This is a genomic window from Janthinobacterium sp. Bl 1, from assembly GCF_058215535.1.
Window position 1 is genome coordinate 2,873,590 of record NZ_CM177086.1, and the last position, 22,726, is coordinate 2,896,315.

The following is a 22,726-nucleotide window of genomic DNA, read 5'->3' on the forward strand; positions in this document are numbered from 1 at the left end:
CGACATGGCAAAAGTAAGCGCGGAACAGATCAATGCGGCAATGGAAGCGATGGCGGGCGAAGGCCAGTCCATCACGGTGCGCGCCTTGCGCGAACGGCTGGGCAACGGCGCCTGTCTGGGCACCATCAGCAAGCTATTGCAGCGCCGCAAGGCTGGTGCGCAGCGCCAGATCGCTGCTGCCGCCGAGCTGTCACCCGTGCTGCAGCAAGCCATCCTCGATTATGTAGGACAGGAATTAAGCGCCAGCCACAGCGCGCATGAAGCCGAGATGAACGACAATCAACAGGAATTGATGGACCTGGCCAGCGAGAACGAGCGCCAGCAAGAACTGCTCGACCTGCAGGCGGGCGAGCTGGAAACCTTGCGCGAGGAGCTCGAGCGCGAGCGGCAAGTGGCGAACCAGGCCCGCACGGACCTGGCCAAGGCGCAGCTTCGCCTGGAAGGCTTGCCGCGCCTGGAAGAGGCGGCAGAGCAGGCCCGCATGGACCTGGCCAAGGCGCAGTTCAAGCTCGAAGGCATCCCCCGTCTGGAAGAGGCCGCCGAAGCGGCGCGCGCGGAGCTGATCCAGGCCCAGTTGAAGCTGGAAAGCCTGACGCGCGTGGAAACGGAACTGGCGGCCGCGCGCCTGGAACTGGAAGCGGAACGCGAAGAGCTGGGCGAAACGCGCGCCGAGCTGGACGAGGAGCGCACACTGCGCATCAAGGCGCAGCAGTTCATCGTGGACCCGATCTTCAAAACACCTGTCTGAAGACACCTGACCAAACCTGCTGCACGTCGTTCCTAACCTAACGCTGCGTACAGTGTTAGTCGGCGCACGGAATCGTGTCGCCAGGCGCGGCAAAATAGTTCAGTGATCCGGGCGCGAAAGGGGCAGGCATGGAAACGCTGATCGTCATGGGGGCTTCCGTGGGCGGCGTAAGCGCGCTGTCCACCATCTTCGCCACCTTGCCGGCGGACCTGCCCGCGGCGATACTGGCTGTCATGCACGTGGGGGCGCGCAACAGCGTGCTGCCCGAGATCCTCAGCAAAACCTCCGCCTTGCCCGTGCGCTTTGCCGAAGAGCGCGAACCCGTACGCGCGGGGCGCATCCTGCTGGCGCCGCCGGACCGGCACATGCTCGTTGCCAACCTGGCCGGCCAGGCGATGGTCGAGCTGACCCGGGGGCCGAAGGAAAACCATACGCGTCCCGCCATCGACCCCCTGTTTCGCACCGCGGCCGCCGCTTTTGGGCCGAAGGTGGTGGGCGTGATTCTCAGCGGCTACCTCGACGATGGCACGGCGGGCTTGCAGGCCATCAAGGCCTGCGGCGGCAAGGCGCTGGTGCAGGAGCCGCAGGACGCGGTGGCGCCGTCGATGCCGCAAAGCGCGATCGACCATGCCGGAGTGGACTGGCGCCTGCCGTGCGCCGAGATCGGGCCGGCCCTGCTGGCGCTGGCCAGCGGCGCGCCAGCGCCAGCCGGCGCCGCGCAATCCTCGCCGCCCGTGCCCCAGTGGGTTGCCGTGGAAAACCGTTTTGCCCGGGGAGTGGGAAATATGGAGCAACTGGAAAAAATTGCCACGCCATCGACGTTCACTTGCCCCGAATGCCAGGGCACGCTGTGGGAGCTGCATGGCCAGAAGCCGCAGCGTTTTCGATGCCATACGGGCCACAGTTTCACGGCGCGGACGCTTGGCGAGTTGCAGCATGAAAAGGCGGAAGACGCCATCTGGGCCGCCGTCAGGGCGCTGCAGGAAAAAGAAAAGCTGTACCTGAACCTTGCCGCCAAGGCCCAGGCCTGGCTGCATCCGGGCACGGCCAGCGAGTATGCAGCCAAGGCGCGCCAGGCAGGCGAGCAGGCCGATATGTTGAAACGGGCCTTGCTGGCTTAAAATAGCGCACTGTCGCGCCATGCCGCGCGGCGCCTGATCGCAAAGAAGGTTTATGTCCGCAGAAAAAAAAGAGCCGCTCCCGCTTGCGGCAGCCCCCGTATTGCCGCGTGCACTGCCGCCCAGGCCGCCAGCCGAATTCAGTTCGCCTGAAGCGGCCCTGGCCCGCAAGCAGGCGCGCGAAGACAAGGGTGCGCAGGTGCGCGGCGTTACCTCTATCGACGCCATGCGCGAGGCCATCAAGCTGGCGGCGCGCGACTTGCCTGTCATCACCGAGGTGCCGCGCCTGGCCATGCTGGACGCCGCCGCCTTCCGTGCGCGCGCCGCGCAGGGCTTGCCTTTCCTGATGCGCGGACTGGTGCGGCGCTGGCCCCTGTCGGCATTGGGCCCCGAAGTCTTGCGCGAGCAGTTCAGCCACGTGCCCGTGCGTGCGCGGGTGGGCGACTACATCAACACGGCCTTTGCGGCCGACCGCGCCATGCAGGACATGTCGATGGGGCAATATCTGGATCTGGTGGCAGAGGGCAAGTACGTGCTGCCGCCTTACCTGGGCAATCTGGAATTGCGCGAGCTGAACCGTTTGTGCCACTGGCCCACGTATTTCGACAAGATGGGCCCGCCGCGCTTCTGGGTGGGGCCGGCCGGCACGGTGACGCCCTTGCACTGCGATTACGACGACAATATCTTCGCCCAGGTGTGGGGCCGCAAGCGCATCATTTTGTCGCCGCCGCACCACGACGCTTTTCTTTATCCTAGCGAAGCGAACGCCATCCTGTTCGGTTCGCCATTCGATCCGGAAGCGCCTGATTTCCAGCGTTTTCCCCTGGCACGCCAGGCGACGATGATCGAATGCATCGTCGAGCCGGGCGACATGTTGTACGTGCCCGCCGGCTGGTACCACCAGGTGCGCGCGCTGACGTTTTCGCTGTCCTCGAACCGCTGGGCCAGGGCCGTGCCGCTGGCCTTGCATGGCGGCGCGGCGTTGCGGCGTACCGAATTAATCTGATGGCATGACGGCCTTGCCGTCGGCACGCAAGCGCCTGGGCCTCCACTCGCTGAGGATGCCCGCACAAATAATCAATATCGCGCCGACGATGGCCAGGGCCGGCAGCCGTTCGCCGGCGATGCGCCCGATCACGCCCGCCCAGACAGGCTCGCCCGCATAGATCAGGGTCGCCTTCGTGGCGGAGATGCGCTTTTGCGCCCAGTTCATCACATACTGGATCAGCGCGCTGGCGCAGCCCAGGGCCAGCACGCTGAGGATGAAAGTCTTGCCGAGAACCGGTGGTGCTTCGCCCATGACGGGCATCAGCAGCAGGGCGATCAATGATGCCGTCGCCAGTTGCACGATGGTCACGCGCAAGATGTTCAATTGCGGCGAGACGCGGCTGATGAGGATGATTTCCAACGCGATCGCGATGGCGCCCACGGCCGTGATCAGCTCGCCCGTGCCGAAGGCCATGTTCAAGCCGTCCGTGCCCGTGAGCAGCAGCAAGCCGACGAACGCCAGCACCACGGCCGCCCACACGGCAGGGTGGGGCCGCTGCTTGAAGACCAGCCACTGGACCAGCGGCACGATGGGCACATAAAAGGCCGTGATGAAGGCCGATTTGCTGCTTGTGATATGCATCAAGCCATAGGTTTGCAGCGCGTAGCCGCCAAAGATGCTCACGCCGATGGCCATCCCTGTCAGCAACTCCGCCTTCGCCAAATGCCGCAACTGGCCCCGGCAAATCAGGGCGCCGATGCTGGCGGCCACGGCAAAGCGGGCGGCCACGAAGGCCAGCGGGCCGCTGACCGTCACGGCATGCTGCACGACGAGAAACGTGCCGCCCCAGATGAAGGTGATGGCAATCAGGGCCAGTTCGGGCATGCCGAGGGCGGGCGGGGGACTTGCGTGTGTTTTCATGGGACGCTATGCTATGAGCAAAATATTTCCCATCATCATAGGAGCAATATATTGCGCAGTCAAGCCGAGGCCGGTGGCGTGCTGGCACACCTGGCCACCAATCTACGGCGCTTGCGCCTTGCCGCCGGCCTCAGCCAGGAGGAACTGGCGCGCCAGTCTGGCCTGAGCCGGCGCATGGTCAACGGCGTCGAGGCGGGCAGCACCAATATCAGCCTGGCCAACCTCGACCACGTGGCCGCCGCCTTGAACGTGGCCTTTGTCGACCTCGTCCAGCCGCCGCAGCAGCCGCACGACAGCCTGCGCGTGCTGATGTGGCAAAGCGCATCGCAGGCCAGCCAGGCAGTACTGCTGGGCGCGGCGCCCGCCAGCCGCCAGGTCGAGCTGTGGTCGTGGACCCTGGCGCCAGGCGAGCGCTACGATGCGCGAGCCGATCCGGCCGGCTTCAGCGAAATGCTCTACGTGCTCGAAGGGACGCTGCAGCTCGTGCTGGCGGCGGAAACCAGGCAGTTGGCCACGGGCGAATTTTTTGTCTTCAGTAGCGCGCAAGCGTATGCCTATGTGAATGCGGGCGCGTCCACCTTGCGCTTTACGCGCAATGTGGCCAGCTGACGGCGCAATCAGGGCAGGCTACATCCTCCGGCAACAGTATCGGCTGTTCATTGCGGGGACGCTGTCGAGACCGCCGATGGCGTGGGGTTGAAAAAGCGTCGTTATCTAGATGTTCTATGTCATGCGTCGATACCCTTGGCAGGGTGGCGCTTGGCATGCCCACCCCGTTGCGCCCGGTAAATGCCCGCGTGGCCGGAAAACAGGTAGGCGACGACGCAGGCGATGGCCGCGTACACGCCGATTTCGGCGCCGAACAGTTCCATGGCCATCAGGGTCGAGGCGATCGGCGTGTTGGCCGCGCCCGCAAAGACGGCAACGAAGCCGATGGCGGCCAGCAGGGTGACGGGCTGGTGCAGCACAGGTCCCAGCGCATTGCCCAGGGTCGCGCCGATGTAGAACAGGGGCGTCACTTCGCCGCCCTTGAAACCTGTGCCCAGTGAAACAATGGTAAATGCCATCTTGCCGAGGAAGTCGTATGCGGGCAGCGGTTCCTTCAGCGCGTCGGCGATGGTGGGAATGCCCAGACCGATATACTTGTCCGTGCCGATCAGCCACACGGCGATGGCGACGACGAGGCCGCCGGCCAGCGGACGCAGCGGCGCGTAGCTGATCCAGCGCTTCATCAGGCCGCTCAAACCGTGCGTGGCTTGCGCAAACAGTTTACCGGTCACGCCGAACAGCACGCCGGCGAGCACCATGGCGCACAAGGTCCAGGCGGAGAGGGCGGGGATCAACGGCACGGCGTAATGCGTATGGTGGACTCCCCACAGCAAGCCCACCTGGTCGGCGATGATGGCGGCAGCCAGGCAGGGCAGCATGGCTTCGTAGCGCAGGCGGCCGATGGCCAGCACCTCCAGGCCGAAGATGGCGCCCGCCAGCGGCGTGCCGAAGACGGAGGCAAAGCCGGCGCTGATGCCGGCCATCAGGATGATGCGGCGGTCTTCGTTGTTCAGGCGGAACAAGCGCGTGAGCTGGTCGGCCAGCGCGCCGCCCATCTGCACGGCCGTGCCCTCGCGTCCGACGGAGGCGCCGAACAGATGCGAGATGACGGTGCCGCCCAGCACCAGCGGCGCCATGCGCAGCGGAATGATTTTTTTCGGGTCGTGGATTTCATCGATCAGGAGATTCGCGCCGCCTTCGACGCTGCTGCCGTAGCGCAAATACAGCCAGCCGACGGCAAAGCCCGCCACGGGCAGCAGCCAGATCAGCCAGGCGTGTGCCATCCGCGTGTGCGTGGCCCAGTCGAGGGCGAACAGGAAACCGGCCGAAGCCGTGCCGGCCAGCACGGCCACGACCAAGGCCAGCAGCAGCCATTTCAACAGATGCTTTAGTAGATCGGTGAGGGCGCTAAGACGCTGCATCGTGCATCCAGTCAAGGCTGATGGGTGGGGGATTCCTTACAGGCCCAGTTCCGCCACCAGCGCCTGGCCGATGGCGCGCTGCTCGGCCAAAATGGCGCGCAAGTGGTGGGGGCGTGTCTTGACGTTGGTCATGACCACGCGCAGCACGTTGGTCGGTCCAGGGTAGCGCGTCGATTCCAGTACCGTACGCGACACGAAGCTGTGGCCTTGCGCCTTTTGCCGGTTCTGCAGCTTGGCGTTCAAGGTGTTCAGTTGCTTGTTCAGTTCGGTGGCAGCCTCCACCTGGCCGCTGGTCAGCAAGGCCTCCATGCGCTGGCGCAAGTGCACGGGCACGTAGCGGTAGGTCAGAATGAAGGTATCGGAGCGCGTGACCAGTTCGAAATCCTGCTGGTCGGCCAATAAATCCTGCAACTGGCCGGACAGGGTGGCCGCCTGCTGCAGCAAGGTCGTGTAGCCGGACACGCCGAGCACCTTGAACGAGGTCCACAGTTTCAAGGCATCGAAGCGGCGCGAACCTTCCAGCGAAGTCTGGCCCAGGTCGCCCGAGTTGTCACGCAATATGTAGTTGGCGTTGTGCTTCAGCAAGTTCAGGCTGGCGCTATCCTTGAACAGCACCATGCTTTGCGCCATCGGCACCCATAGCAGCTTATGCCCGTCGATGACGACGGAGTCGGCCAGGGCAATCCCGTCGTACAGCGCGCGGTACTGTTCCCCGATCAAGAGGGCGCCGCCCCAGGCTGCATCCACGTGAAACCAGATGCTTTCGCGCGCGGCAATGGCCGCCATGGCGGCCAGCGGGTCGATGGCGCCCGTTTCCGTCGTGCCGGCGATGCCGATCATGGCGACGACCTTGATCTTGCGCAGTTTTAAATCGGCAATGGTCGCTTCCAGCGCGGCGACGTCGATGCGGTTGTCGCGGTCGACGGCCACCAGCTGCAAGGCGTTTTCGCCGAGGCCCAGAGTTGCCAAGGCCTTTTTCACGGAGTAATGGCTGCGGGCCGAGCCGATCACGGCCAGCCCCACATGGCTAGAATCCTGCATGGCGGCAAACAGGCCCCGTTTGCGCGTGCCGGGCAGCTGCTGCTCGAGCGCCACGGCCAGCGCCGTCAAGTTGCCCATGGTGCCGCCATTGACGACATTGCCCAGCGCGCCGCTGGTGGCGGCCATGGCCTGCGTGTAGACGGCATCGGGCTGCTGGTACACCTGGCGGTGCAGCCAGCCGAGGATCTGCTTTTCGATCAGGGTCGACACATATGCCGTCTCGATCTTGACCTGGTTCTGGTTCAGGGTGGCCGTAAACGCTTCGGCCAGCACGCTGATCCAGGGCAGGGCCTGCGTCATGTGGCCGATGTATTGCGGGTGGTTCAGCTGGGCCGTATTGGCCAGCACGGTGGTGTCGAGTTCTTGCAGGAAATCCGCCACGGGCATGCCGTGTGCGGGCAGGCTGGTGTCGGACAGTTGCGTCAGCAGTTCCGCATATGGCGTGTGCGGATAGGGCGTGTCGCGTTCCGCGGCCAGCCAGCCGCCCAGCATGCCCAGCGCCTGCCGCAGGGGCGCGGGTGCCTGCTGCAGCGCATCGATGGAAAAATGCTGCTGCAGCAGCTGTTCGATAGCGGTATCGGTCATTGCACGTTGTTTTCTTTGCTGATTGCTGAGGCCATGGCGACATAAATGCACTGCGCCCAGGCGGAGACGGGATTCTACCCGACTCCGCCTGAGCGCATCAGTTTGCTGACTGTCTGTGATCAGAAGTAGTTGAGGCCCAGCGCCGATTTGACTTCATCGGCCGTGCGGGCCGCCACTTCGCGTGCCTTGAACGTGCCTTCTTTCAGCATCTGGATGACTTGCCCCTTGTCCTTGGCGAACTCTTCGCGGCGGGCGCGGATCGGCGCCAGCATTTCCTGCAAGACCACGTCCAGGCGTTTCTTGACGATGCTGTCGCCCAGGCCGCCGCGCACGTAATGGGCCTTCATTTCGGCCAGCGCCGCTTTTTCCGGATCGAAGGCGTCCAGATACGTAAAGGCGATATTGCCTTCCAGGTGGCCCGGGTCTTCCACGCGCAAGTGCAGCGGGTCGGTATAGACTTTTTTCACGGCGGCCGTGATTTCGGCCGAGGTCGCGCCCAGGTTGATGGTATTGCCCAGCGACTTGCTCATCTTCGCCTTGCCGTCGATGCCGGGCAGGCGGCCGATGTCCGGTACCAGCGCCTTGCATTCCATCAGCACTTCGCGGTTGTACATGCGGTTGAAGCGGCGCACGATTTCATTCGTTTGCTCGATCATCGGGATCTGGTCTTCGCCCACGGGCACCACGCCCGCCTTGAAGGCCGTGATGTCGGCCGCCTGGCTGGCAGGGTAGGTCAAAAAGCCGGCCGGAATGTCGCGCTCGAAGCCGCGCAGGCGGATTTCTTCCTTGACTGTAGGGTTGCGCTCGAGGCGCGCCACGGTGACGATATTCAGATAGTAAAAGGTCAGCTCGGCCAGTTCCGGGATCTGCGACTGGATGAACACCGTGGTTTTCGTCGGGTCAATGCCGACGGCCAGGTAGTCGAGCGCCACTTCGACGACATTGCGGTGCACCTTGTCGATGTCTTCCATATTGTCCGTCAGCGCCTGCGCATCGGCCAGCATGATGAATTGCTTGTAGCTGTTCTGGTAGCGGACCCTGTCGCGCAGGCTGCCCACGTAGTGACCCAGGTGCAAGGGACCGGTCGGGCGGTCGCCCGTCAGGATCACGGATTGCGAAGCGATGGCGGCGGGCGACAGCGGTGCTGCCGGTGCGTCGTTCTGGTCTTGGGTATCGGGGGTATTAGGCAAGCTCATCAAGTTTCCTTTTGAGCCGCCTGCATCGGGGATGATCCAGGCTGAGCCTGTTACGCCACCGATCGAGGCGGCGTGGATCAGATTCACATCACTATGCAGTGGCCGCGCGAAAGTGAGCAGGACCACCAATTCAAGCAGGCGTGTTGTGAAGGGATAAATTTCATGGCGTTATGGTTGCAGTTCGGGCGCGTTCTGTCAAGTTTGCGCCCCGATTTATCTGCTGCGCTGCGTCAGAGGCCAGCCTACTGCAGGACTTGCTTTCCGGGTACTATTGCTATTCGGCCACTTTTGCGTGGCATGAATCCATTGGAGAACAGTATGCACGTGTCGTCCCCCGTCCGGCTCACCGGCCTGGCCTTGGTTATCAGTTCCCTCTTTGCTGCGCCCGTGCTGGCGCAAACGCCGAAAACGCCGCCCATGACGCCCGATATCGGCGCCAAGCTGGTGATGCCCGACGTCAATGATTACGTCAAGCGCGTGGTGATGATCCCCATGCGAGACGGCGTCAAGCTGTACACGGTGATCGTCGTGCCGAAAGACGCCAAACGGGCGCCCATCATGCTCACGCGCACGCCCTATAACGCTGCCCGCCGGGCCCAACGCGCCACCAGCGCCAGCATGCTGGCCACCTTGCCGCAAGGCGACGACACCCTGGTGGAAAACAGCTACATCCGCGTATTCCAGGACGTGCGCGGCAAGCATGGCTCCGAAGGCGATTACGTGATGACGCGCCCCGTGCGCGGCCCGCTGAACAATACCAAGGTCGACAACGTCACCGATGCGTGGGACACCATCGATTGGCTGTCGAAGAATATTCCGGAAAGCAATGGCAAGGTGGGCATGCTCGGTTCCTCGTATGAAGGGCACACGGTGCTGATGGCGCTGGTCGACCCGCATCCGGCGCTGAAGGTGGCCATTCCCATGAGCGCCATGGTCGATGGCTGGCGCGGCGACGACTGGTTCCATAACGGCGCCTTCCGTATGCCCAGCTTGTCCTATCTGGCGTGGCAGACGAGCGTGCGCGGCAGCGGCGAGGCGCCCGTGCTGGGCGCCTACGACGATTACGATGCCTATCTGCGCATCGGCTCGGCCGGCGACTTTGCAAAGAAATTCGGCATCGACAAGCTGACCTACACGAAAAAGCTGTTCGAGCACCCGGCCTACGACAGCTACTGGCAGGAACAGGCGCTCGACAAGATCCTCGCCAAGCGCCCGCTGATCGTGCCCACCATGCACGTGGTAGGACAGTGGGACCAGGAAGACATCTATGGCCCCTACGCCAGCTACTGGGCGATGGAAGGGCGCGACACGCGCAACAATCTCAATTACCTGGCCATCGGCCCGTGGCGCCACAGCGGCGTCAACTACGAAGGTTCCAGCCTGGGCGCACTGAAGTTTGACGGCGACACGGCGCGCCAGTTCCGTGAAAAAGTCATGCAGCCATTCCTCAATCAATACCTGAAGGATGGCGCGCCGGAAGCGAACACGGCACCCGTCGTGTCGTACCAGAGCGGCACGAACCAGTGGCAGCGCCTGCAGCAGTGGCCGCTGGCCTGCGAGACGTGCGACACCAAGCTGACGCCGATCTATCTGCAGGATGGCTACAAGCTGGGCTTTGCCGCGTCATCGGCCACCGCCGATGCAGCCAGCGGTGCGTTCGATGAATACGTGGCCGATCCGGCGAAACCCGTGCCCTTCGTGGCGCGTCCCGTGCGCCTGAACGATGGCGACGTGTGGAAACCATGGCTGGTCAGCGACCAGCGCGGCTATGCGGACCGCACGGACGTGCTCAGCTATGTCTCCGAGCCGTTGAAGACGGCCGTGCGCATCGCCGGCGCGCCGATGGTCAATCTGTTTGCCGCCACCAGCGGCACGGATGCCGACTGGGTGGTGAAGCTGATTGACGTGTATCCGGACGAAGTGCCGTCGCAGCCGGCCATGGGCGGGTATCAATTGGGCGTGGCGATGGACATCTTCCGCGGCCGCTACCGCGACAGCCTCGAACACCCGACGGCGATTCCTGCCGGCAAGGTCGAGCGCTACCGTTTCGCCTTGCCGAACGCGAATCACGTCTTCCTGCCCGGCCACCGCATTGCCGTGCAAGTGCAGTCGAGCTGGTTCCCCCTGTACGACCGCAACCCGCAAACCTTCGTGCCGAACATCTTCCTGGCCCAGCCAGGCGATTATAAAAAGGCGACGCAGCGCGTGTACCACGCGGCAGGGGCGGCCAGCGCCATCGAGTTGCCGATCGCGCCGCTCGACGCACGCTAGCCGGCGCGCATGAGCACAGCTCCTGCCGCGATCAGGCCGATAGCCAGGTAGCGGCGGGGGCTGATTTTTTCGCGCAGGAACAGGGCCGCAATGGCGATGGCGAACAGGATCGACGTTTCGCGCAAGGCCGCGATGGCGGCCACGGGCGCCTGCGTCATGGCCCACAGGGCCAGGCCGTACGAAGCGAGCGTGCCGAAACCGCCAAAGGCGGCCAGGCGCCATTGCGTTTGCGCATAGGCGAGCAAGTCGGCAGGGCGGCGCAACGCCGTCCACAGCAGCAGGCCCGTTCCGTTCAAGACAAAAATCCACATGGTATAGGCGGCCGGGGCGCCGGACAGGCGCACGCCGATGCCGTCGATCAGGGTATAGCTGGCGATAACGCAGGCGTTGCACAGCGCAAAGGCCGTGGCGCGCCCCGTGTGTTTCACTGCACCAGGCGTGGCGGGTAATCGCGCGGCAACATACAGGCCGAGGATGCCCGCGCAGATGCAGGCGACGGCAGCCATCTGCATGGCGGACAGCCGTTCGCCGATCAGCGGCCAGCTGGCCAGCGCCACGATGAGCGGCGCGCTGCCGCGCATCAAGGGGTAGGCATGGCTCATGTCGCCCGCCTTGTAGGCGGCCGCCAGCAGAGAATAGTAGGCCAGCTGTGCCACGGCCGAGGCGGCCAGCCAGGGCCAGCTGGCTGGCGCGGGACTATTGACGAAGGGCAGCACGGCCAGCGAGATCAGGGCCGCGCCCACGGAGACGAGCACGGTGCTGAGAAAGGTATCCTTGCCCGACTTGACGATGGCGTTCCAGCTGGCATGCAGCAAGGCGGCAAACAGGACGACGGCGACGACCAGACCGGACATGTGGGCCTTAGCGGGGACGTATGCTCAGCGACAGCAATTCCTGGCGGTGGTGGCGCTGGAAGCCTTCCATCAGGGTGCCCGAGCGGCCCGCCTTGTCCAGCAATTCGCGCAAGGTGGCCTGGTCTTCCGCCGTCAGCGACTTGCGCGACAGGTAGACGCCGCTCATGCCCCACGGCAATTCCGGCAGCGCTTCCAGGCGCAGGCGGTCGGCCAGGCCATACACGCGCGCATCGTTTTGTGCCACGCCGGCGAGGATGGTGGGGGCCATGATGGTGGCATCGATGAAGCCGCTTTGCATCAGGCGCGCCACGGAGAGCGCGTCGACTTCGTAGAACAGGCGTCCCTGGCTGCTCAGCTCCTTCGCCAGCGTCTGGTACGGTGCGCCATAGTCATAGCCGCGCACGAGCGCCACGCGCAATTCGCGCCGCTCAATCAGTTCCTGCATGGTGTTGATGGGCGCGCGCGCGCCTTGCAGCGAGATCAGCAGGGGACGGCTGCCCAGCATGGGGATGAACAGGCCATGCTGGTCGCGCCGCGGCGTGCTGCTGGCCGGAATCAGCAAGTCGGCCTTGCCCGCCTCGAACATCGCTTCCAGGCGCGCGCGGGGCACGGCCGTGAAGATGAAATTGCAGCCGAGCTTGGCGCCCATGCTGCGCAGCAAGTCGGGATAGATGCCGCTGATCGTGGCGCCATTGACCACCACGCTGGCACCGACCGCCGAGACGGGCACCTGGATGTCGCGCGAGCATTGCGCGCCCGCCAGCGTCGGCAACGCCAGCGCCAGTATGGCCATGCTTCGGCGCCAGGCGCTGGAATAAAAGTCAGTCATACCCATCCTTGCTTGCCAACGAATGCCGGACGTTGGTAACGCCCCGCTGATTATCCCATTCTCGCCTATTTATTTCTCGAATGCAATATTACGCCGTCGACTACTTTGTGGTGGAAACCGCAAGTCTGGCCAGGCGCTGCGCCTTGAAGTAGCGCCAGGCCACCACGATGCCCAGGGTTTGCATGATGGCGCACAGGTAGAAGGTGCTGCCGATGCGCCAGTCCTGCGGCGGCAAATGGCTCACTTCGCCGAGGATCATGCTGCCGAGCAAAGGCATGAGGATGATGCCCAGGCTGCTGATCGATTGCAGGGAACCCATCAATTCTCCCTGTTCGCCGGCATTCGATGACTTCGAGATGATGCCTTGCAGAGCCGGGCCGGCGGCAAAAGCCAGCAGGTTGCACAGGATCAGCGCATACATCATCCAGCCCTGAGTCGCCAGCCCGTACAGCAAATAGGTGAGGGCGCCCGAGGCCATGCCCAGCAGGGATAAACGCACTTCGCCAAAGCGCTTGATCAGTATGCCCAGCAAGCCCGCCTGCACGACGGCCGCGCACAGGCCTACGCAGAACAGGGCGATGCCGTTCTGGCGCGGCGTCCAGTCGAAGCGGAAGTGGGTGTACAGCACCCACGTGGTGTTGAGCATCATTTGCGCAAACGTCATCAGGCCGAAGGCCAGCACCAGGCCGCGAATTTCCACGCGGCGCACCAGTTTCAGCAGGGCGGCGAACGGGTTGATACGGGCCAGGGTGAACGGTGCGCGCGGACCCGGCTGCAGCGATTCGGGCACGCAGAAATAGCCGTAGATGAAATTGGCCGCCGACAGGCCCGCCGCCACGTAAAACGGCAGGCGCAGATCGATTTCGCCCAGCAGGCCGCCCAGCATAGGCCCGCAAATGAAGCCCAGGCCGAAGGCGGCGCCGATCTTGCCGAAGCTCTTGGCGCGGTTGTCGGGCGTGGAAACGTCGGAGGCGTAGGCGGACGCGACCGACATGCTGGCTGACGAGACGCCGCCGATGACCCTGCCGATGAACAGGCAGGCCAGGTTCGGCGCCCAGCCCGTGGCGAGAAAGTTGATGCCCATGCCGGCCATCGAGTACAGCAGCACGGGACGGCGTCCCACGCGGTCGCTGATGGCGCCCAGCATGGGCATGAAAATGAATTGCAGCAAGCCGAAGAGGGCCGCCATGATGCCGTACCAGAATGCCTGGGCATCCTTGCCGTCGACAAAGTTGCCGATCAGGATGGGCAGGACGGGCACCACCAGGCCGATGCCCAGCATGTCGATGAAGACGCAGACGAGGATGAAATTGAGATTGCCGGCGCGCGCGGGCGCGGCGGGCGAGGACGGGGAATGACTGTCGGGGCTGGTTTTATCGGACATGCATGCTTTCGGCGCGCACCCCTTGCGCCGCCGTGTGGCAGGATGCTGCTGACGCGCGGCGCGATAGCTGAGGCTTGCATTATAGACAGCATGCGCGTTGCTGGCTATCGCCACCAAACTCAGGCGCTCATTCCCCACTCGTCCGCAAAGGCGGCGCGGAAATCCGTCAGCACGGCCAGCCGTTGTTCGGCCAGCGCGCGGCCTGCCGCCGTCTGCATCTTGCCGGGCAGTTTGTCGAGCTTGGTGACGATATGGTCGAGCGCGTAGGCCTTGTCGTCGAGCGGGCGATGCCGGGCCAGCGGATCCGTGCCATGCGCGAGCGCGCTATCCATGCGCGCGGCCGTGTAGAACAGGCGCGCCAGTCCCACGGCGCCCAAGGCGTCGATGCGGTCTGCATCCTGCACGATTTGCGCTTCGATCGTGTGCGGCGGCAGGTTGGCGGAAAAACTGTGCGTCTCGATGGCGTGGGCCACGCCGGCCAATTTTTCTGCCGGGAAATCCAGTTCCGCCAGCTGGCGGCAAGCCAGCGCGGCTGCCTGGCGCGAGGCCAGATGGCGCTCGGGATGGTTTTTCGGCAGATTGACGAGGTCGTGCAGGTAGCACGCTGCCATCACGGTGAGGGCGTCGGCCTGCGCATATTCTTCCAGCAGGACGCTGGCATTGCGCCAGACGCGGTGCAGATGGTTGATGTCGTGGGCGCTGTCATCGCCCAGGCCGGCCGTGGCCAGCGCCAGCAGGCGTGGCTGCCATTGAGAAAGCAAGGAATGCATAGTTCAAAGTCGTTAAAAAGCAGGGGCCGCCAGTGTGGCATAAAACGCCGCCGCGTGGGGCGGGGCGCCCGGCACTTCGGCGTGCCGTATTTGCCACATAAATTGTATTTTTGAAAAGCGCTGGTCAGACGAATGCTCTTTTTTAGTGCATGTAAAATTTACATGGGGTAACATTGCCGCACGGAAATTAGAAGCATAAGCTAATTGCGAGAAAGTATTTGCAAAAACATACAAGTGACAGCCATTCCATCGTGCTTGGCGCGTCACATCCAGGGCTTGCATGCAGCGCGCCCTGGCCTGCGCCCCAGGCGAGTTAACGAAAGGATCATCATGAACACCAATTCCAGCGATACTGGCGCAACCGTTGCCAAGGCTGCCGAATACCTGGCCTTTACCCTGGGCCAGGAAGAATATGGCATCGACATCCAGAAAGTCAGCGAAATCCGCAGCTATGAAACGCCGACCCGCATCGCCAACGCCCCCGAGTTCGTCAAGGGCGTGGTCAACCTGCGCGGCATCATCGTGCCGATCGTCGACATGCGCATCAAGTTCAACCTGGGCACGCCCAGCTATGACCAGTTCACCGTCGTCATCATCCTCAACATCGGCAACCGCGTTGTTGGCATGGTCGTCGATCGCGTCTCCGACGTCACCACCCTGATGCCGGAACAGATCAAGCCGGCGCCGGACATGGGCCGTTCGATCAACACGGAATACGTGATCGGCCTGGGTACCATCGACGAGCGCATGTTGATACTGGTTGATATCGACCAGCTGATGTCCAGCGCCGATATGGGTTTGATCGAAAAACTAGCCGCTTGATTTTCCCCCGGTGGTCATTTTGACTGGGTTTGTCGAAAACAATTGACTCCGAGCATTGCCTGGTTTTTCTGCAGGGCGCACCCTAGCGCCTTTCCTGGCGCACGGTTCAACCGAACCGTGCGCCAGTTTCACTTTGGTTTCACTTTTCATGCCCGCTTTGATACCGCAGCCACTCAGCGCTCCAAAGGATGCCGCCAGCCGTTCGGCGCGTTGCATCAGGGCTTTTTAGGATAGTCACATGAATGTATTACGCAACGTCAGCATCGGTGTCCGCCTCGGACTCGGTTTTGCCGTGATCTTGCTGTTTTCCATGCTCATTACGGGCATCAGCGTCTGGCGCCTGCACGACGTGGCCAGCGCCACGCGCGTCATGATGGAGCAGCCGCTGGCCAAGGAACGCTATATTTCCGACTGGTATGGCCGCATCGACAGCGCCGTGCGCCGCACCATCGCCATTGCCCGCAGCAGCGATACTTCGCTCAGCGGCTATTTCGCCGAAGAATCGAAAGTCTCGTCGTCCAGCTCGGCCGAACTGCAAAAGAAGATCGAGGCACTGATCGACTTGCCAGCCGAAAAAGCCATGTTCGCGGGCTTGCTGGAACAGCGCAAGGTGTACATCAGTTCGCGCGACCAGGTCTACAAGCTGAAGGGCGAAGCGCAGGTCGACGCCGCCAATGAAGTGTTTGAAAAGACCTTCGTGCCGGCCGCCGCCAAGTACCAGAAGATGGTGCTGGACTTGCTGGAACACCAGCGCGCCAGCATCGACAAGACGGCGCGCGAGATCGACGCCGTCGCCACTACCAGCCGTAACCTGCTGCTGGTGCTGGCCGTGCTGGCGCTGGGCTTTGGCGTCGTCTGCGCCTGGTTGTTGACGATGGGCATTGTGCGCCCCCTGCGCACGGCCGTGGACATTGCCCGCAAGGTAGCCGATGGCGATTTGACGGCGCAGATCGATGCCAGCGCCAACGATGAAACCGGGCAATTGCTGCAAGCGCTGAAGGACATGAACACGAGCCTGCTCAACATCGTGGGCGAAGTGCGCAGCGGCACGGACAGCATCGCGACGTCGTCGACGCAGATTGCCGCCGGCAACCAGGATCTGTCTTCCCGCACGGAAGAGCAGGCCGGTTCGCTGGAAGAAACGGCGTCGTCGATGGAAGAGCTGACCAGCACCGTGAAACAGAATGCGGACAATGCGCGCCAGGCGAACCAGTTGGCGGCGTCGGCCGCGCAAGTGGCCGTCAAGGGCGGCGAAGTCGTGGCGCAGGTGGTGGGCACGATGGAATCGATCAATGCTTCGTCGAACAAGATCGTCGACATCATTTCCGTCATCGATGGCATCGCTTTCCAGACGAATATCCTGGCGCTGAACGCGGCCGTGGAAGCGGCCCGTGCCGGCGAGCAGGGCCGTGGTTTTGCCGTCGTGGCATCCGAAGTGCGCAACCTGGCCCAACGTTCAGCCAGTGCCGCGAAAGAAATCAAGACCCTGATCGGCGCCTCCGTGGAGCAAGTCAATGCGGGCAGCATGCTGGTGGCGCAAGCCGGTTCGACCATGAACGATATCGTCGACAGCGTGCAGCGCGTGAGCGACATCATCACGGAAATCACGGCGGCCAGCAGCGAGCAAAGCGTGGGCATCGACGAGATCAACCGGGCCATCGGCCAGATGGATGCCGTCACGCAGCAAAATGCGGCGCTGGTGGAAGAATCGGCCGCCGCCGCCGAATCCATGCAGCACCAGGCACACAACCTGGCGCAAGTGGTGAGCGTCTTTAAACTCAATGGCCAGCAGGCGCTGAAACGCCCGGCAGCGCCACAAACCGCCTTGCGCATCGGCACACGCTGATGTGGCTGCGGCTGTCCCGTGCAGCCGCTTTCTGCTGTTCCCCTTTTATATAGTCTGGTTCCGCTTTTTTAGGATATTCACATGAATTTGTTAAGAAACGTCAGTATTGGTGTGCGCCTCGGCCTGGGTTTTGCCGTGATCTTGCTGTTTTCCATGCTCATCACGGGCATCAGCGTGTGGCGCTTGCATGACGTGGCCACGGCCACGCGTTCCATGATGGAATTGCCGCTGACGAAGGAACGCTATATTTCCGACTGGTACGCGAAAATCGACAGCGGCGTGCGCCGCACCACGGCCATCGCGCGCAGCAGCGACACGAGCTTGGGCGCGTATTTTGCGGAAGAGGCCAAGCAATCGTCGGTGGTCTCGGGCGAATTGCAAAAGAAGATCGAAGCCTTGATTTCCAGCCCGGAAGAAAAGGAGTTGTTTCGCCTGGTGAGCGAACAGCGCAAGGTCTACCTCGATTCGCGTGCGCAAGTGTCGAAGCTGAAGGCGGATGGACAGGAAGCGGAAGCGGAGCAAGCTTTCAGTGGGATCTTCGTGCCCGGTTCGACGAAATACCTGAAAGTGGTCAACGACATGCTGCAGCACCAGCGCGCCAGCATCGATAAAACTGCGCGCGAGATCGACGAGGTCGCCAAGACGAGCCGCAACTTGCTGCTGACCCTGGCCGTGCTGGCGCTGGGATTTGGCGTCGTGTGCGCCTGGTTGTTGACGATGGGCATCGTGCGCCCCCTGCGCACGGCCGTGGAGATTGCCCGCAAGGTGGCCGATGGCGACTTGACGGCGCAGATCGATGCCAGCGCCAAGGATGAAACCGGGCAATTGCTGCAAGCGTTGAAGGACATGAACACGAGCTTGCTCAACATCGTGGGTGAAGTACGCAGCGGCACCGATAGCATCGCGACGTCGTCGACGCAGATTGCTGCCGGTAACCAGGACCTGTCGAGCCGCACGGAAGAGCAGGCCGGTTCCCTAGAAGAGACGGCGTCGTCGATGGAAGAACTGACGCAGACCGTGAAACAGAATGCGGACAATGCGCGCCAGGCGAACCAGTTGGCGGCGTCGGCCGCGCAAGTGGCCGTCAAGGGCGGCGAAGTCGTGGCGCAGGTGGTCGGCACGATGGAATCGATCAATGCTTCGTCGAACAAGATCGTCGACATCATTTCCGTCATCGATGGCATCGCTTTCCAGACGAATATCCTGGCGCTGAACGCGGCCGTGGAAGCGGCACGCGCCGGCGAGCAGGGCCGTGGTTTTGCCGTCGTGGCATCCGAAGTGCGCAACCTGGCCCAACGTTCAGCCAGCGCCGCGAAAGAAATCAAGACCCTGATCGGCGCCTCGGTCGAGCAAGTCAATGCGGGCAGCATGCTGGTGGCGCAAGCCGGTTCGACCATGAACGATATCGTCGACAGCGTGCAGCGCGTGAGCGACATCATCACGGAAATCACGGCGGCCAGCAGCGAGCAAAGCGTGGGCATCGACGAGATCAACCGGGCCATCGGCCAGATGGATGCCGTTACGCAGCAAAATGCGGCGCTGGTGGAAGAGTCGGCGGCGGCCGCCGAATCGATGCAGCATCAGGCGCATAACTTGGCGCAAGTCGTCAGCGTGTTCAAACTGAATGGGCAGCAGGCCAGTGTCAGCGGTTTGAAGGGTGACAAGCGTCCGGTGGCGAAAGAGCAGAAGGATGCGTTGCGCATCGGTCGCGCCGCTTAATTTTCTCGACCCAGCCGGTAATCAGCCACTGCATCGTCGGCTCGCGCCAGCTTAATCTTGTCTGACCCCCGGTAGATCGCCATCTGCGATAGTTTGTCCGCCTCGCCATTCCTGTGGCGTGGCAGCCAGCGCAAGCTGACCTTATTGAATTGTTCCAGCAGGGCCACCACGGTGGCCCTCTGCGTTTCCAGTCCCTTGGCGCCGACCGGCGTCGTTCCCAGCACGTCGTTGATCACCACCTGGCTATCGCCGAACAGCAGCAACTGCACGGGCGGCGGGCGCACCTTGAGTGCCGCTTGCAGCACGGCCGTCAGGGCCGCATATTCCGCGTCGCTGCTGCTGCCATAGCCAGCCGACTCGCTCACTTCGATGCGCTCGCCGTTCGGCCCCAGCAGCAGCGCGCCTATGCCCAGCTTGCCCGGGTTCGGGTGGGCGGAACCATCGAACCAGCCGCGCCAGGCCAGCGGGCCGCCATGGTCCTGGCGGCTGAGCGCCAGTTGGGCGCGGCGCGCCTGCATCTTGGCTTCCTTGCGTGCTTTGCGCTCCTGCGCCTCCGCCGTCATGGCTTGATCAGGAAGGTGTCGACGAGGCTGCCTATCCAGCACGCCACCAGCACACCAACGGCCACCGTCATGGCGGGCCCGTCATTGGCGGACAGCGCATCGACTTTTTCCACGATCAGCTGCACGTCGAGGGGCAGGGCGCCGCTGTCGATCTGTGCCATTACCTGGTCCAAACGTGCCATGATCTGGCGCAATACGAGTACCAGCGCGATCAGGGCCGGCACGAGGAAGAGGCAGCCACGCGCCTTGCGTTGTAATACAAAATGCCCGCTGCCGGGGAAGACGAGGGCCGACAGCAGCAGGGCTTGCGTGCGTTTGGAAAGGGGGGAGCCGCTCATGCGCGCCTTTGTGAGGGGAAAGAGCGGCTCATCATACTATTGCCAGCCGAATTTGCGCAGATACACGCGTTTCATGAACGTCGTCAGCATCGTGTAGCAGACGAGGATGCCCAGCAGCCATGGGAAATATCCCAATGGCAAGGCTTGCAGCTTGAAGTAGGTCGCCAGCGGTCCCATCGGCAGGAACACGCCCACGGCCATGATGGCGGTGGTGGCCACCAGCAGGGGGACGGAAGCGATGCTGTCGATGAAGGGCAGCTTGGGCGTGCGGATCAGGTGCACGATCAGGGTTTGCGTCAGCAGCCCCACGACGAACCAGCCGGACTGGAACAGCGTCTGCTGCTCGGGCGTATTCGCGCCAAAGACATGCCACATCAAAATAAACGTGCTGATGTCGAAGATCGAGCTGATGGGCCCGAAGAACACCATGAAGCGGCCGATGTCGCGCGGGTTCCAGCTCAAAGGCTGCTGGATCAGTTCGGCGTCGACATTGTCGAAGGGGATGGCGATCTGCGACACGTCGTACAGCAGGTTTTGCACCAGCAAGTGCAGCGGCAGCATGGGCAAAAATGGCAAAAAGGCGCTGGCCACCAGCACGGAAAACACATTGCCGAAGTTCGAGCTGGCCGTCATGCGGATGTATTTGAGCATGTTGCTGAAGGTGCGCCGGCCTTCCAGCACGCCTTCTTCCAGCACCATCAGACTCTTTTCCAGCAGGATGATGTCGGCCGCTTCCTTGGCGATATCGACGGCCGAATCGACGGAAATGCCAATGTCGGCCGCGCGCAGGGCGGGCGCGTCGTTGATGCCGTCGCCCATGAAGCCGACGATATGGCCATTGCCGCGCAGCGCGCGCACGAGGCGCTCCTTGTGCAGCGGGCTGAGCTTGGCAAACACGGTATTGTCTTCGGCCGCGCGGGCCAAAGTGGCGTCGTCCATGTCGTCGAGCTGCGGGCCTTGCAGCACGCCATGCACGGCCAGGCCCACTTCGCGGCAAATTTTTGCTGTCACGAGATGGTTATCACCCGTCAAGACTTTCACGGTCACGCCATGTTCGGCCAGCGCGCGCAGGGCGGGCGCCGTCGATTCTTTCGGAGGGTCCAGAAACGCGACATAGCCGATCAGGGTCAGCGCCGTTTCATCGGCCACGCCATACACGGTTTTGTGCGGCGGCACTTCCTTGACGGCCACGGCCACCACGCGCAAGCCCTCCGCATTGAGGCCATGCGTGGTTTCCAGCACCTTGTCCAGCAGGGCCGCATCGAGCGGAATGTTCACCCCACCGAGGCGCAAATGGCTGCAGGCGGCGAGGATTTCCTCGACGGCGCCCTTGCAGATCAGCTCATGATGATCATTCTTTTCGGAAACGACGACGGACATGCGGCGGCGCACGAAATCGAACGGGATTTCATCGACCTTGACGTAATCGCGGGCCAGCTGCATTTCCGTCTGCAATTCCACGTGGTCGAGCACGGCGCGGTCGAGCAGATTCTTCAAGCCCGTCTGGTAGTGGCTGTTCAAATAGGCGAATTGCAGCACCTCATCGGACGGCTGGCCGAACACGTCCGTGTGGCGCTCGAGCACGATCTTGTCTTGCGTCAAGGTGCCCGTCTTGTCCGTGCACAGCACATCCATGGCGCCGAAGTTCTGGATCGCATCGAGGCGCTTCACGACGACTTTCTTTTTCGACAGTTTCACGGCGCCCTTGGCCAAGGTGCTGGTGACGATCATGGGCAGCATTTCCGGCGTCAGGCCCACGGCCACGGACAGCGCGAACAAAAACGCTTCCATCCAGTCGCCCTTGGTCCAGCCATTGATGAGGAACACGAGCGGTGCCATCACGAGGGCGAAGCGGATCAGCAGCCAGCTGACGCTGTTGACGCCCGCTTCAAACGCCGTCGGCGTGCGCTCGGTGGCCGTGACTCGCGTGGCGATGGTGCCGAAGTAGGTGCGGTTGCCGGTCGCCAAGACCAGCGCCGTGGCCGCGCCCGAGATCACGTTCGTGCCCATGAACAGCAAATTGGCCAGCTCCACGGGGTCGCGGCCATGCGTGTCGGCCAGTTCGGCCATCTTTTCCACGGGCAAGGATTCACCGGTCATGGCGGCCTGGCTGACGAACAGGTCTTTCGCGGACAGCAGACGGCAGTCGGCGGGGATCATGTCGCCGGCCGACAGCACGATGATGTCGCCCTGCACCAGCTGGCGGATCGGCAGCTCGATCTGCTGGCCATTGCGCAGCACGGTGGCCGTATTGCTGACCATGGCTTTCAGGCGCTCGGCGGCGCGGTTCGAGCGACCCTCCTGCACGAAGCGCAGCAGGGTCGACAAAATCACCATGGTGCCGATGACGATGGTCGCCTTCGGGTCTTCTGTCAGGTAGGAAACGATGGCCAGCACGGTGAGCAGCAGGTTGAACGGATTCTTGTAGCACAGCCACAGGTGCTGGTACCAGGCCAGCGGTTTTTCATGCTCGACCTCGTTCGGCCCCGTTTGCGCGCCGATGACTTGCGCCTCGGCATCGCGCAAGCCTTCCAGACGCGTGTGCAGGCGGTTCAGGGCGCCAGCCAGGTCTTCATGGGCGGCGGCCAGCAACTGGCGCGCCAGGTGGTCGGGCACGGGGCGGGCCGTGCTGTTTTCCAGCGGCATGGCGCGCCGGCGGAAATGGCCGGCCGTATGGCGCTTGCGCAGGAACGATTCGAATAAGCGGGTGAAGAGATTCATGGCTCTTCCTTTCACGGCGAGGTGTTGACGGGCGGCGCAGCC

20 protein-coding genes are annotated in these 22,726 nt (G+C 63.1%); 8 read left to right on the top strand and 12 right to left on the bottom strand.

Translation table 11 applies throughout. The annotated features are described in order from the left end of the window. The first annotated feature begins 4 nt into the window (after positions 1–4). The 3 genes from AC4BCN_RS13115 (at position 5) to AC4BCN_RS13125 (ending at position 2,872) form a co-directional block, all read left to right on the top strand. The gene (locus AC4BCN_RS13115; RefSeq protein WP_034752328.1) at positions 5–748 is read left to right on the top strand and encodes a DNA-binding protein; all 744 of its coding nucleotides are present in this window, start codon (positions 5–7) and stop codon (positions 746–748) included. 128 nt (positions 749–876) lie between these two features. After that, entirely contained in the window at positions 877–1,869 is a 993-nt protein-coding gene (locus AC4BCN_RS13120) for a chemotaxis protein CheB (protein ID WP_490493481.1), read from the top strand. Between the two features lie 52 nt (positions 1,870–1,921). After that, on the top strand, positions 1,922–2,872 hold the full coding sequence (locus AC4BCN_RS13125) for a cupin-like domain-containing protein (protein WP_490493482.1): 951 nt from the start codon (positions 1,922–1,924) through the stop codon (positions 2,870–2,872). Here the strand turns inward: AC4BCN_RS13125 and AC4BCN_RS13130 are convergent. Beyond that, entirely contained in the window at positions 2,864–3,775 is a 912-nt protein-coding gene (locus AC4BCN_RS13130) for a DMT family transporter (protein ID WP_490493483.1), read from the bottom strand. The genes AC4BCN_RS13125 and AC4BCN_RS13130 overlap by 9 nt on opposite strands. A gap of 51 nt (positions 3,776–3,826) precedes the next feature. On the opposite strand from AC4BCN_RS13130, the gene AC4BCN_RS13135 reads away from it, so the two are divergent. Next, positions 3,827–4,384, top strand: coding sequence for a helix-turn-helix domain-containing protein (locus AC4BCN_RS13135; protein WP_490493484.1), 558 nt, complete (start codon positions 3,827–3,829; stop codon positions 4,382–4,384). Positions 4,385–4,503: 119 nt separating this feature from the next. Here AC4BCN_RS13135 and AC4BCN_RS13140 read toward each other — a convergent pair whose 3' ends face one another. The 3 genes from AC4BCN_RS13140 to trpS all read right to left on the bottom strand — a co-directional run bounded on the left by AC4BCN_RS13140 (position 4,504) and on the right by trpS (position 8,567). After that, positions 4,504–5,745 (bottom strand): voltage-gated chloride channel family protein, encoded by a 1,242-nt coding sequence (locus AC4BCN_RS13140; protein ID WP_490493485.1) that lies wholly within the window; start codon positions 5,743–5,745, stop codon positions 4,504–4,506. Between the two features lie 36 nt (positions 5,746–5,781). After that, complete coding sequence (locus AC4BCN_RS13145) at positions 5,782–7,371, bottom strand: pyridoxal-dependent decarboxylase (RefSeq protein ID WP_139092791.1); 1,590 nt, start codon at positions 7,369–7,371, stop codon at positions 5,782–5,784. Between the two features lie 119 nt (positions 7,372–7,490). Then, positions 7,491–8,567: a tryptophan--tRNA ligase gene (trpS, locus tag AC4BCN_RS13150; protein ID WP_223279169.1), complete on the bottom strand. Its 1,077-nt coding sequence runs from the start codon at positions 8,565–8,567 to the stop codon at positions 7,491–7,493. Positions 8,568–8,885: 318 nt separating this feature from the next. On the opposite strand from trpS, the gene AC4BCN_RS13155 reads away from it, so the two are divergent. Continuing rightward, a complete protein-coding gene (locus AC4BCN_RS13155; RefSeq protein ID WP_490493486.1) occupies positions 8,886–10,838 on the top strand; it encodes a CocE/NonD family hydrolase in 1,953 nt (650 codons plus the stop codon). Here the strand turns inward: AC4BCN_RS13155 and AC4BCN_RS13160 are convergent. From AC4BCN_RS13160 to AC4BCN_RS13180, 5 genes are all read right to left on the bottom strand, one after another. Further along, entirely contained in the window at positions 10,835–11,692 is an 858-nt protein-coding gene (locus AC4BCN_RS13160) for a DMT family transporter (protein WP_128139587.1), read from the bottom strand. The two genes, AC4BCN_RS13155 and AC4BCN_RS13160, sit on opposite strands and share 4 nt — an antisense overlap. Before the next feature lie 7 nt (positions 11,693–11,699). After that, on the bottom strand, positions 11,700–12,485 hold the full coding sequence (locus tag AC4BCN_RS13165) for a substrate-binding periplasmic protein (RefSeq protein WP_490493487.1): 786 nt from the start codon (positions 12,483–12,485) through the stop codon (positions 11,700–11,702). A gap of 136 nt (positions 12,486–12,621) precedes the next feature. Further along, a complete protein-coding gene (locus AC4BCN_RS13170) occupies positions 12,622–13,905 on the bottom strand; it encodes a TCR/Tet family MFS transporter (protein ID WP_490493488.1) in 1,284 nt (427 codons plus the stop codon). Positions 13,906–14,024: 119 nt separating this feature from the next. After that, on the bottom strand, positions 14,025–14,675 hold the full coding sequence (locus AC4BCN_RS13175; protein ID WP_490493489.1) for an HD domain-containing protein: 651 nt from the start codon (positions 14,673–14,675) through the stop codon (positions 14,025–14,027). A gap of 12 nt (positions 14,676–14,687) precedes the next feature. Continuing rightward, positions 14,688–14,957, bottom strand: a complete 270-nt coding sequence (locus AC4BCN_RS13180; protein ID WP_490493490.1) for a hypothetical protein — start codon at positions 14,955–14,957, stop codon at positions 14,688–14,690. 48 nt (positions 14,958–15,005) lie between these two features. On the opposite strand from AC4BCN_RS13180, the gene AC4BCN_RS13185 reads away from it, so the two are divergent. The 3 genes from AC4BCN_RS13185 (at position 15,006) to AC4BCN_RS13195 (ending at position 19,062) form a co-directional block, all read left to right on the top strand. Further along, positions 15,006–15,497 carry a chemotaxis protein CheW gene (locus tag AC4BCN_RS13185; protein WP_034752308.1) on the top strand — a complete coding sequence of 164 codons (492 nt, stop codon included), beginning with the start codon at positions 15,006–15,008 and terminating at the stop codon, positions 15,495–15,497. Positions 15,498–15,735: 238 nt separating this feature from the next. Continuing rightward, a complete protein-coding gene (locus AC4BCN_RS13190; RefSeq protein ID WP_490493491.1) occupies positions 15,736–17,343 on the top strand; it encodes a methyl-accepting chemotaxis protein in 1,608 nt (535 codons plus the stop codon). Between the two features lie 81 nt (positions 17,344–17,424). Beyond that, positions 17,425–19,062 (top strand): methyl-accepting chemotaxis protein, encoded by a 1,638-nt coding sequence (locus tag AC4BCN_RS13195; RefSeq protein ID WP_490493492.1) that lies wholly within the window; start codon positions 17,425–17,427, stop codon positions 19,060–19,062. On the opposite strand, the gene AC4BCN_RS13200 is transcribed toward AC4BCN_RS13195, so the two are convergent. Genes AC4BCN_RS13200 through mgtA form a run of 3 tightly spaced genes read right to left on the bottom strand, consistent with a single transcriptional unit; the run spans position 19,059 to position 22,684 of the window. After that, positions 19,059–19,625: a ribonuclease HI family protein gene (locus tag AC4BCN_RS13200; RefSeq protein WP_490493493.1), complete on the bottom strand. Its 567-nt coding sequence runs from the start codon at positions 19,623–19,625 to the stop codon at positions 19,059–19,061. The two genes, AC4BCN_RS13195 and AC4BCN_RS13200, sit on opposite strands and share 4 nt — an antisense overlap. Continuing rightward, positions 19,622–19,963: a hypothetical protein gene (locus AC4BCN_RS13205; protein WP_490493494.1), complete on the bottom strand. Its 342-nt coding sequence runs from the start codon at positions 19,961–19,963 to the stop codon at positions 19,622–19,624. Before AC4BCN_RS13205 ends, AC4BCN_RS13200 begins: the two co-directional genes overlap by 4 nt. A gap of 36 nt (positions 19,964–19,999) precedes the next feature. After that, positions 20,000–22,684, bottom strand: coding sequence for a magnesium-translocating P-type ATPase (mgtA, locus tag AC4BCN_RS13210; protein WP_490493495.1), 2,685 nt, complete (start codon positions 22,682–22,684; stop codon positions 20,000–20,002). Positions 22,685–22,726: the final 42 nt, after the last annotated feature.

Coding starts and splice junctions, on each gene's coding strand:
- AC4BCN_RS13115 (WP_034752328.1), top strand. CDS start 5: ATGGCAAAAGTAAGCGCGGAACAGATCAATGCGGCAATGGAAGCGATG.
- AC4BCN_RS13120 (WP_490493481.1), top strand. CDS start 877: ATGGAAACGCTGATCGTCATGGGGGCTTCCGTGGGCGGCGTAAGCGCG.
- AC4BCN_RS13125 (WP_490493482.1), top strand. CDS start 1,922: ATGTCCGCAGAAAAAAAAGAGCCGCTCCCGCTTGCGGCAGCCCCCGTA.
- AC4BCN_RS13130 (WP_490493483.1), bottom strand. CDS start 3,775: ATGAAAACACACGCAAGTCCCCCGCCCGCCCTCGGCATGCCCGAACTG.
- AC4BCN_RS13140 (WP_490493485.1), bottom strand. CDS start 5,745: ATGCAGCGTCTTAGCGCCCTCACCGATCTACTAAAGCATCTGTTGAAA.
- AC4BCN_RS13145 (WP_139092791.1), bottom strand. CDS start 7,371: ATGACCGATACCGCTATCGAACAGCTGCTGCAGCAGCATTTTTCCATC.
- trpS (WP_223279169.1), bottom strand. CDS start 8,567: ATGAGCTTGCCTAATACCCCCGATACCCAAGACCAGAACGACGCACCG.
- AC4BCN_RS13155 (WP_490493486.1), top strand. CDS start 8,886: ATGCACGTGTCGTCCCCCGTCCGGCTCACCGGCCTGGCCTTGGTTATC.
- AC4BCN_RS13160 (WP_128139587.1), bottom strand. CDS start 11,692: ATGTCCGGTCTGGTCGTCGCCGTCGTCCTGTTTGCCGCCTTGCTGCAT.
- AC4BCN_RS13165 (WP_490493487.1), bottom strand. CDS start 12,485: ATGGCCATACTGGCGCTGGCGTTGCCGACGCTGGCGGGCGCGCAATGC.
- AC4BCN_RS13170 (WP_490493488.1), bottom strand. CDS start 13,905: ATGTCCGATAAAACCAGCCCCGACAGTCATTCCCCGTCCTCGCCCGCC.
- AC4BCN_RS13175 (WP_490493489.1), bottom strand. CDS start 14,675: ATGCATTCCTTGCTTTCTCAATGGCAGCCACGCCTGCTGGCGCTGGCC.
- AC4BCN_RS13180 (WP_490493490.1), bottom strand. CDS start 14,957: ATGCAAGCCCTGGATGTGACGCGCCAAGCACGATGGAATGGCTGTCAC.
- AC4BCN_RS13185 (WP_034752308.1), top strand. CDS start 15,006: ATGAACACCAATTCCAGCGATACTGGCGCAACCGTTGCCAAGGCTGCC.
- AC4BCN_RS13190 (WP_490493491.1), top strand. CDS start 15,736: ATGAATGTATTACGCAACGTCAGCATCGGTGTCCGCCTCGGACTCGGT.
- AC4BCN_RS13195 (WP_490493492.1), top strand. CDS start 17,425: ATGAATTTGTTAAGAAACGTCAGTATTGGTGTGCGCCTCGGCCTGGGT.
- AC4BCN_RS13200 (WP_490493493.1), bottom strand. CDS start 19,625: ATGACGGCGGAGGCGCAGGAGCGCAAAGCACGCAAGGAAGCCAAGATG.
- AC4BCN_RS13205 (WP_490493494.1), bottom strand. CDS start 19,963: ATGAGCGGCTCCCCCCTTTCCAAACGCACGCAAGCCCTGCTGCTGTCG.
- mgtA (WP_490493495.1), bottom strand. CDS start 22,684: ATGAATCTCTTCACCCGCTTATTCGAATCGTTCCTGCGCAAGCGCCAT.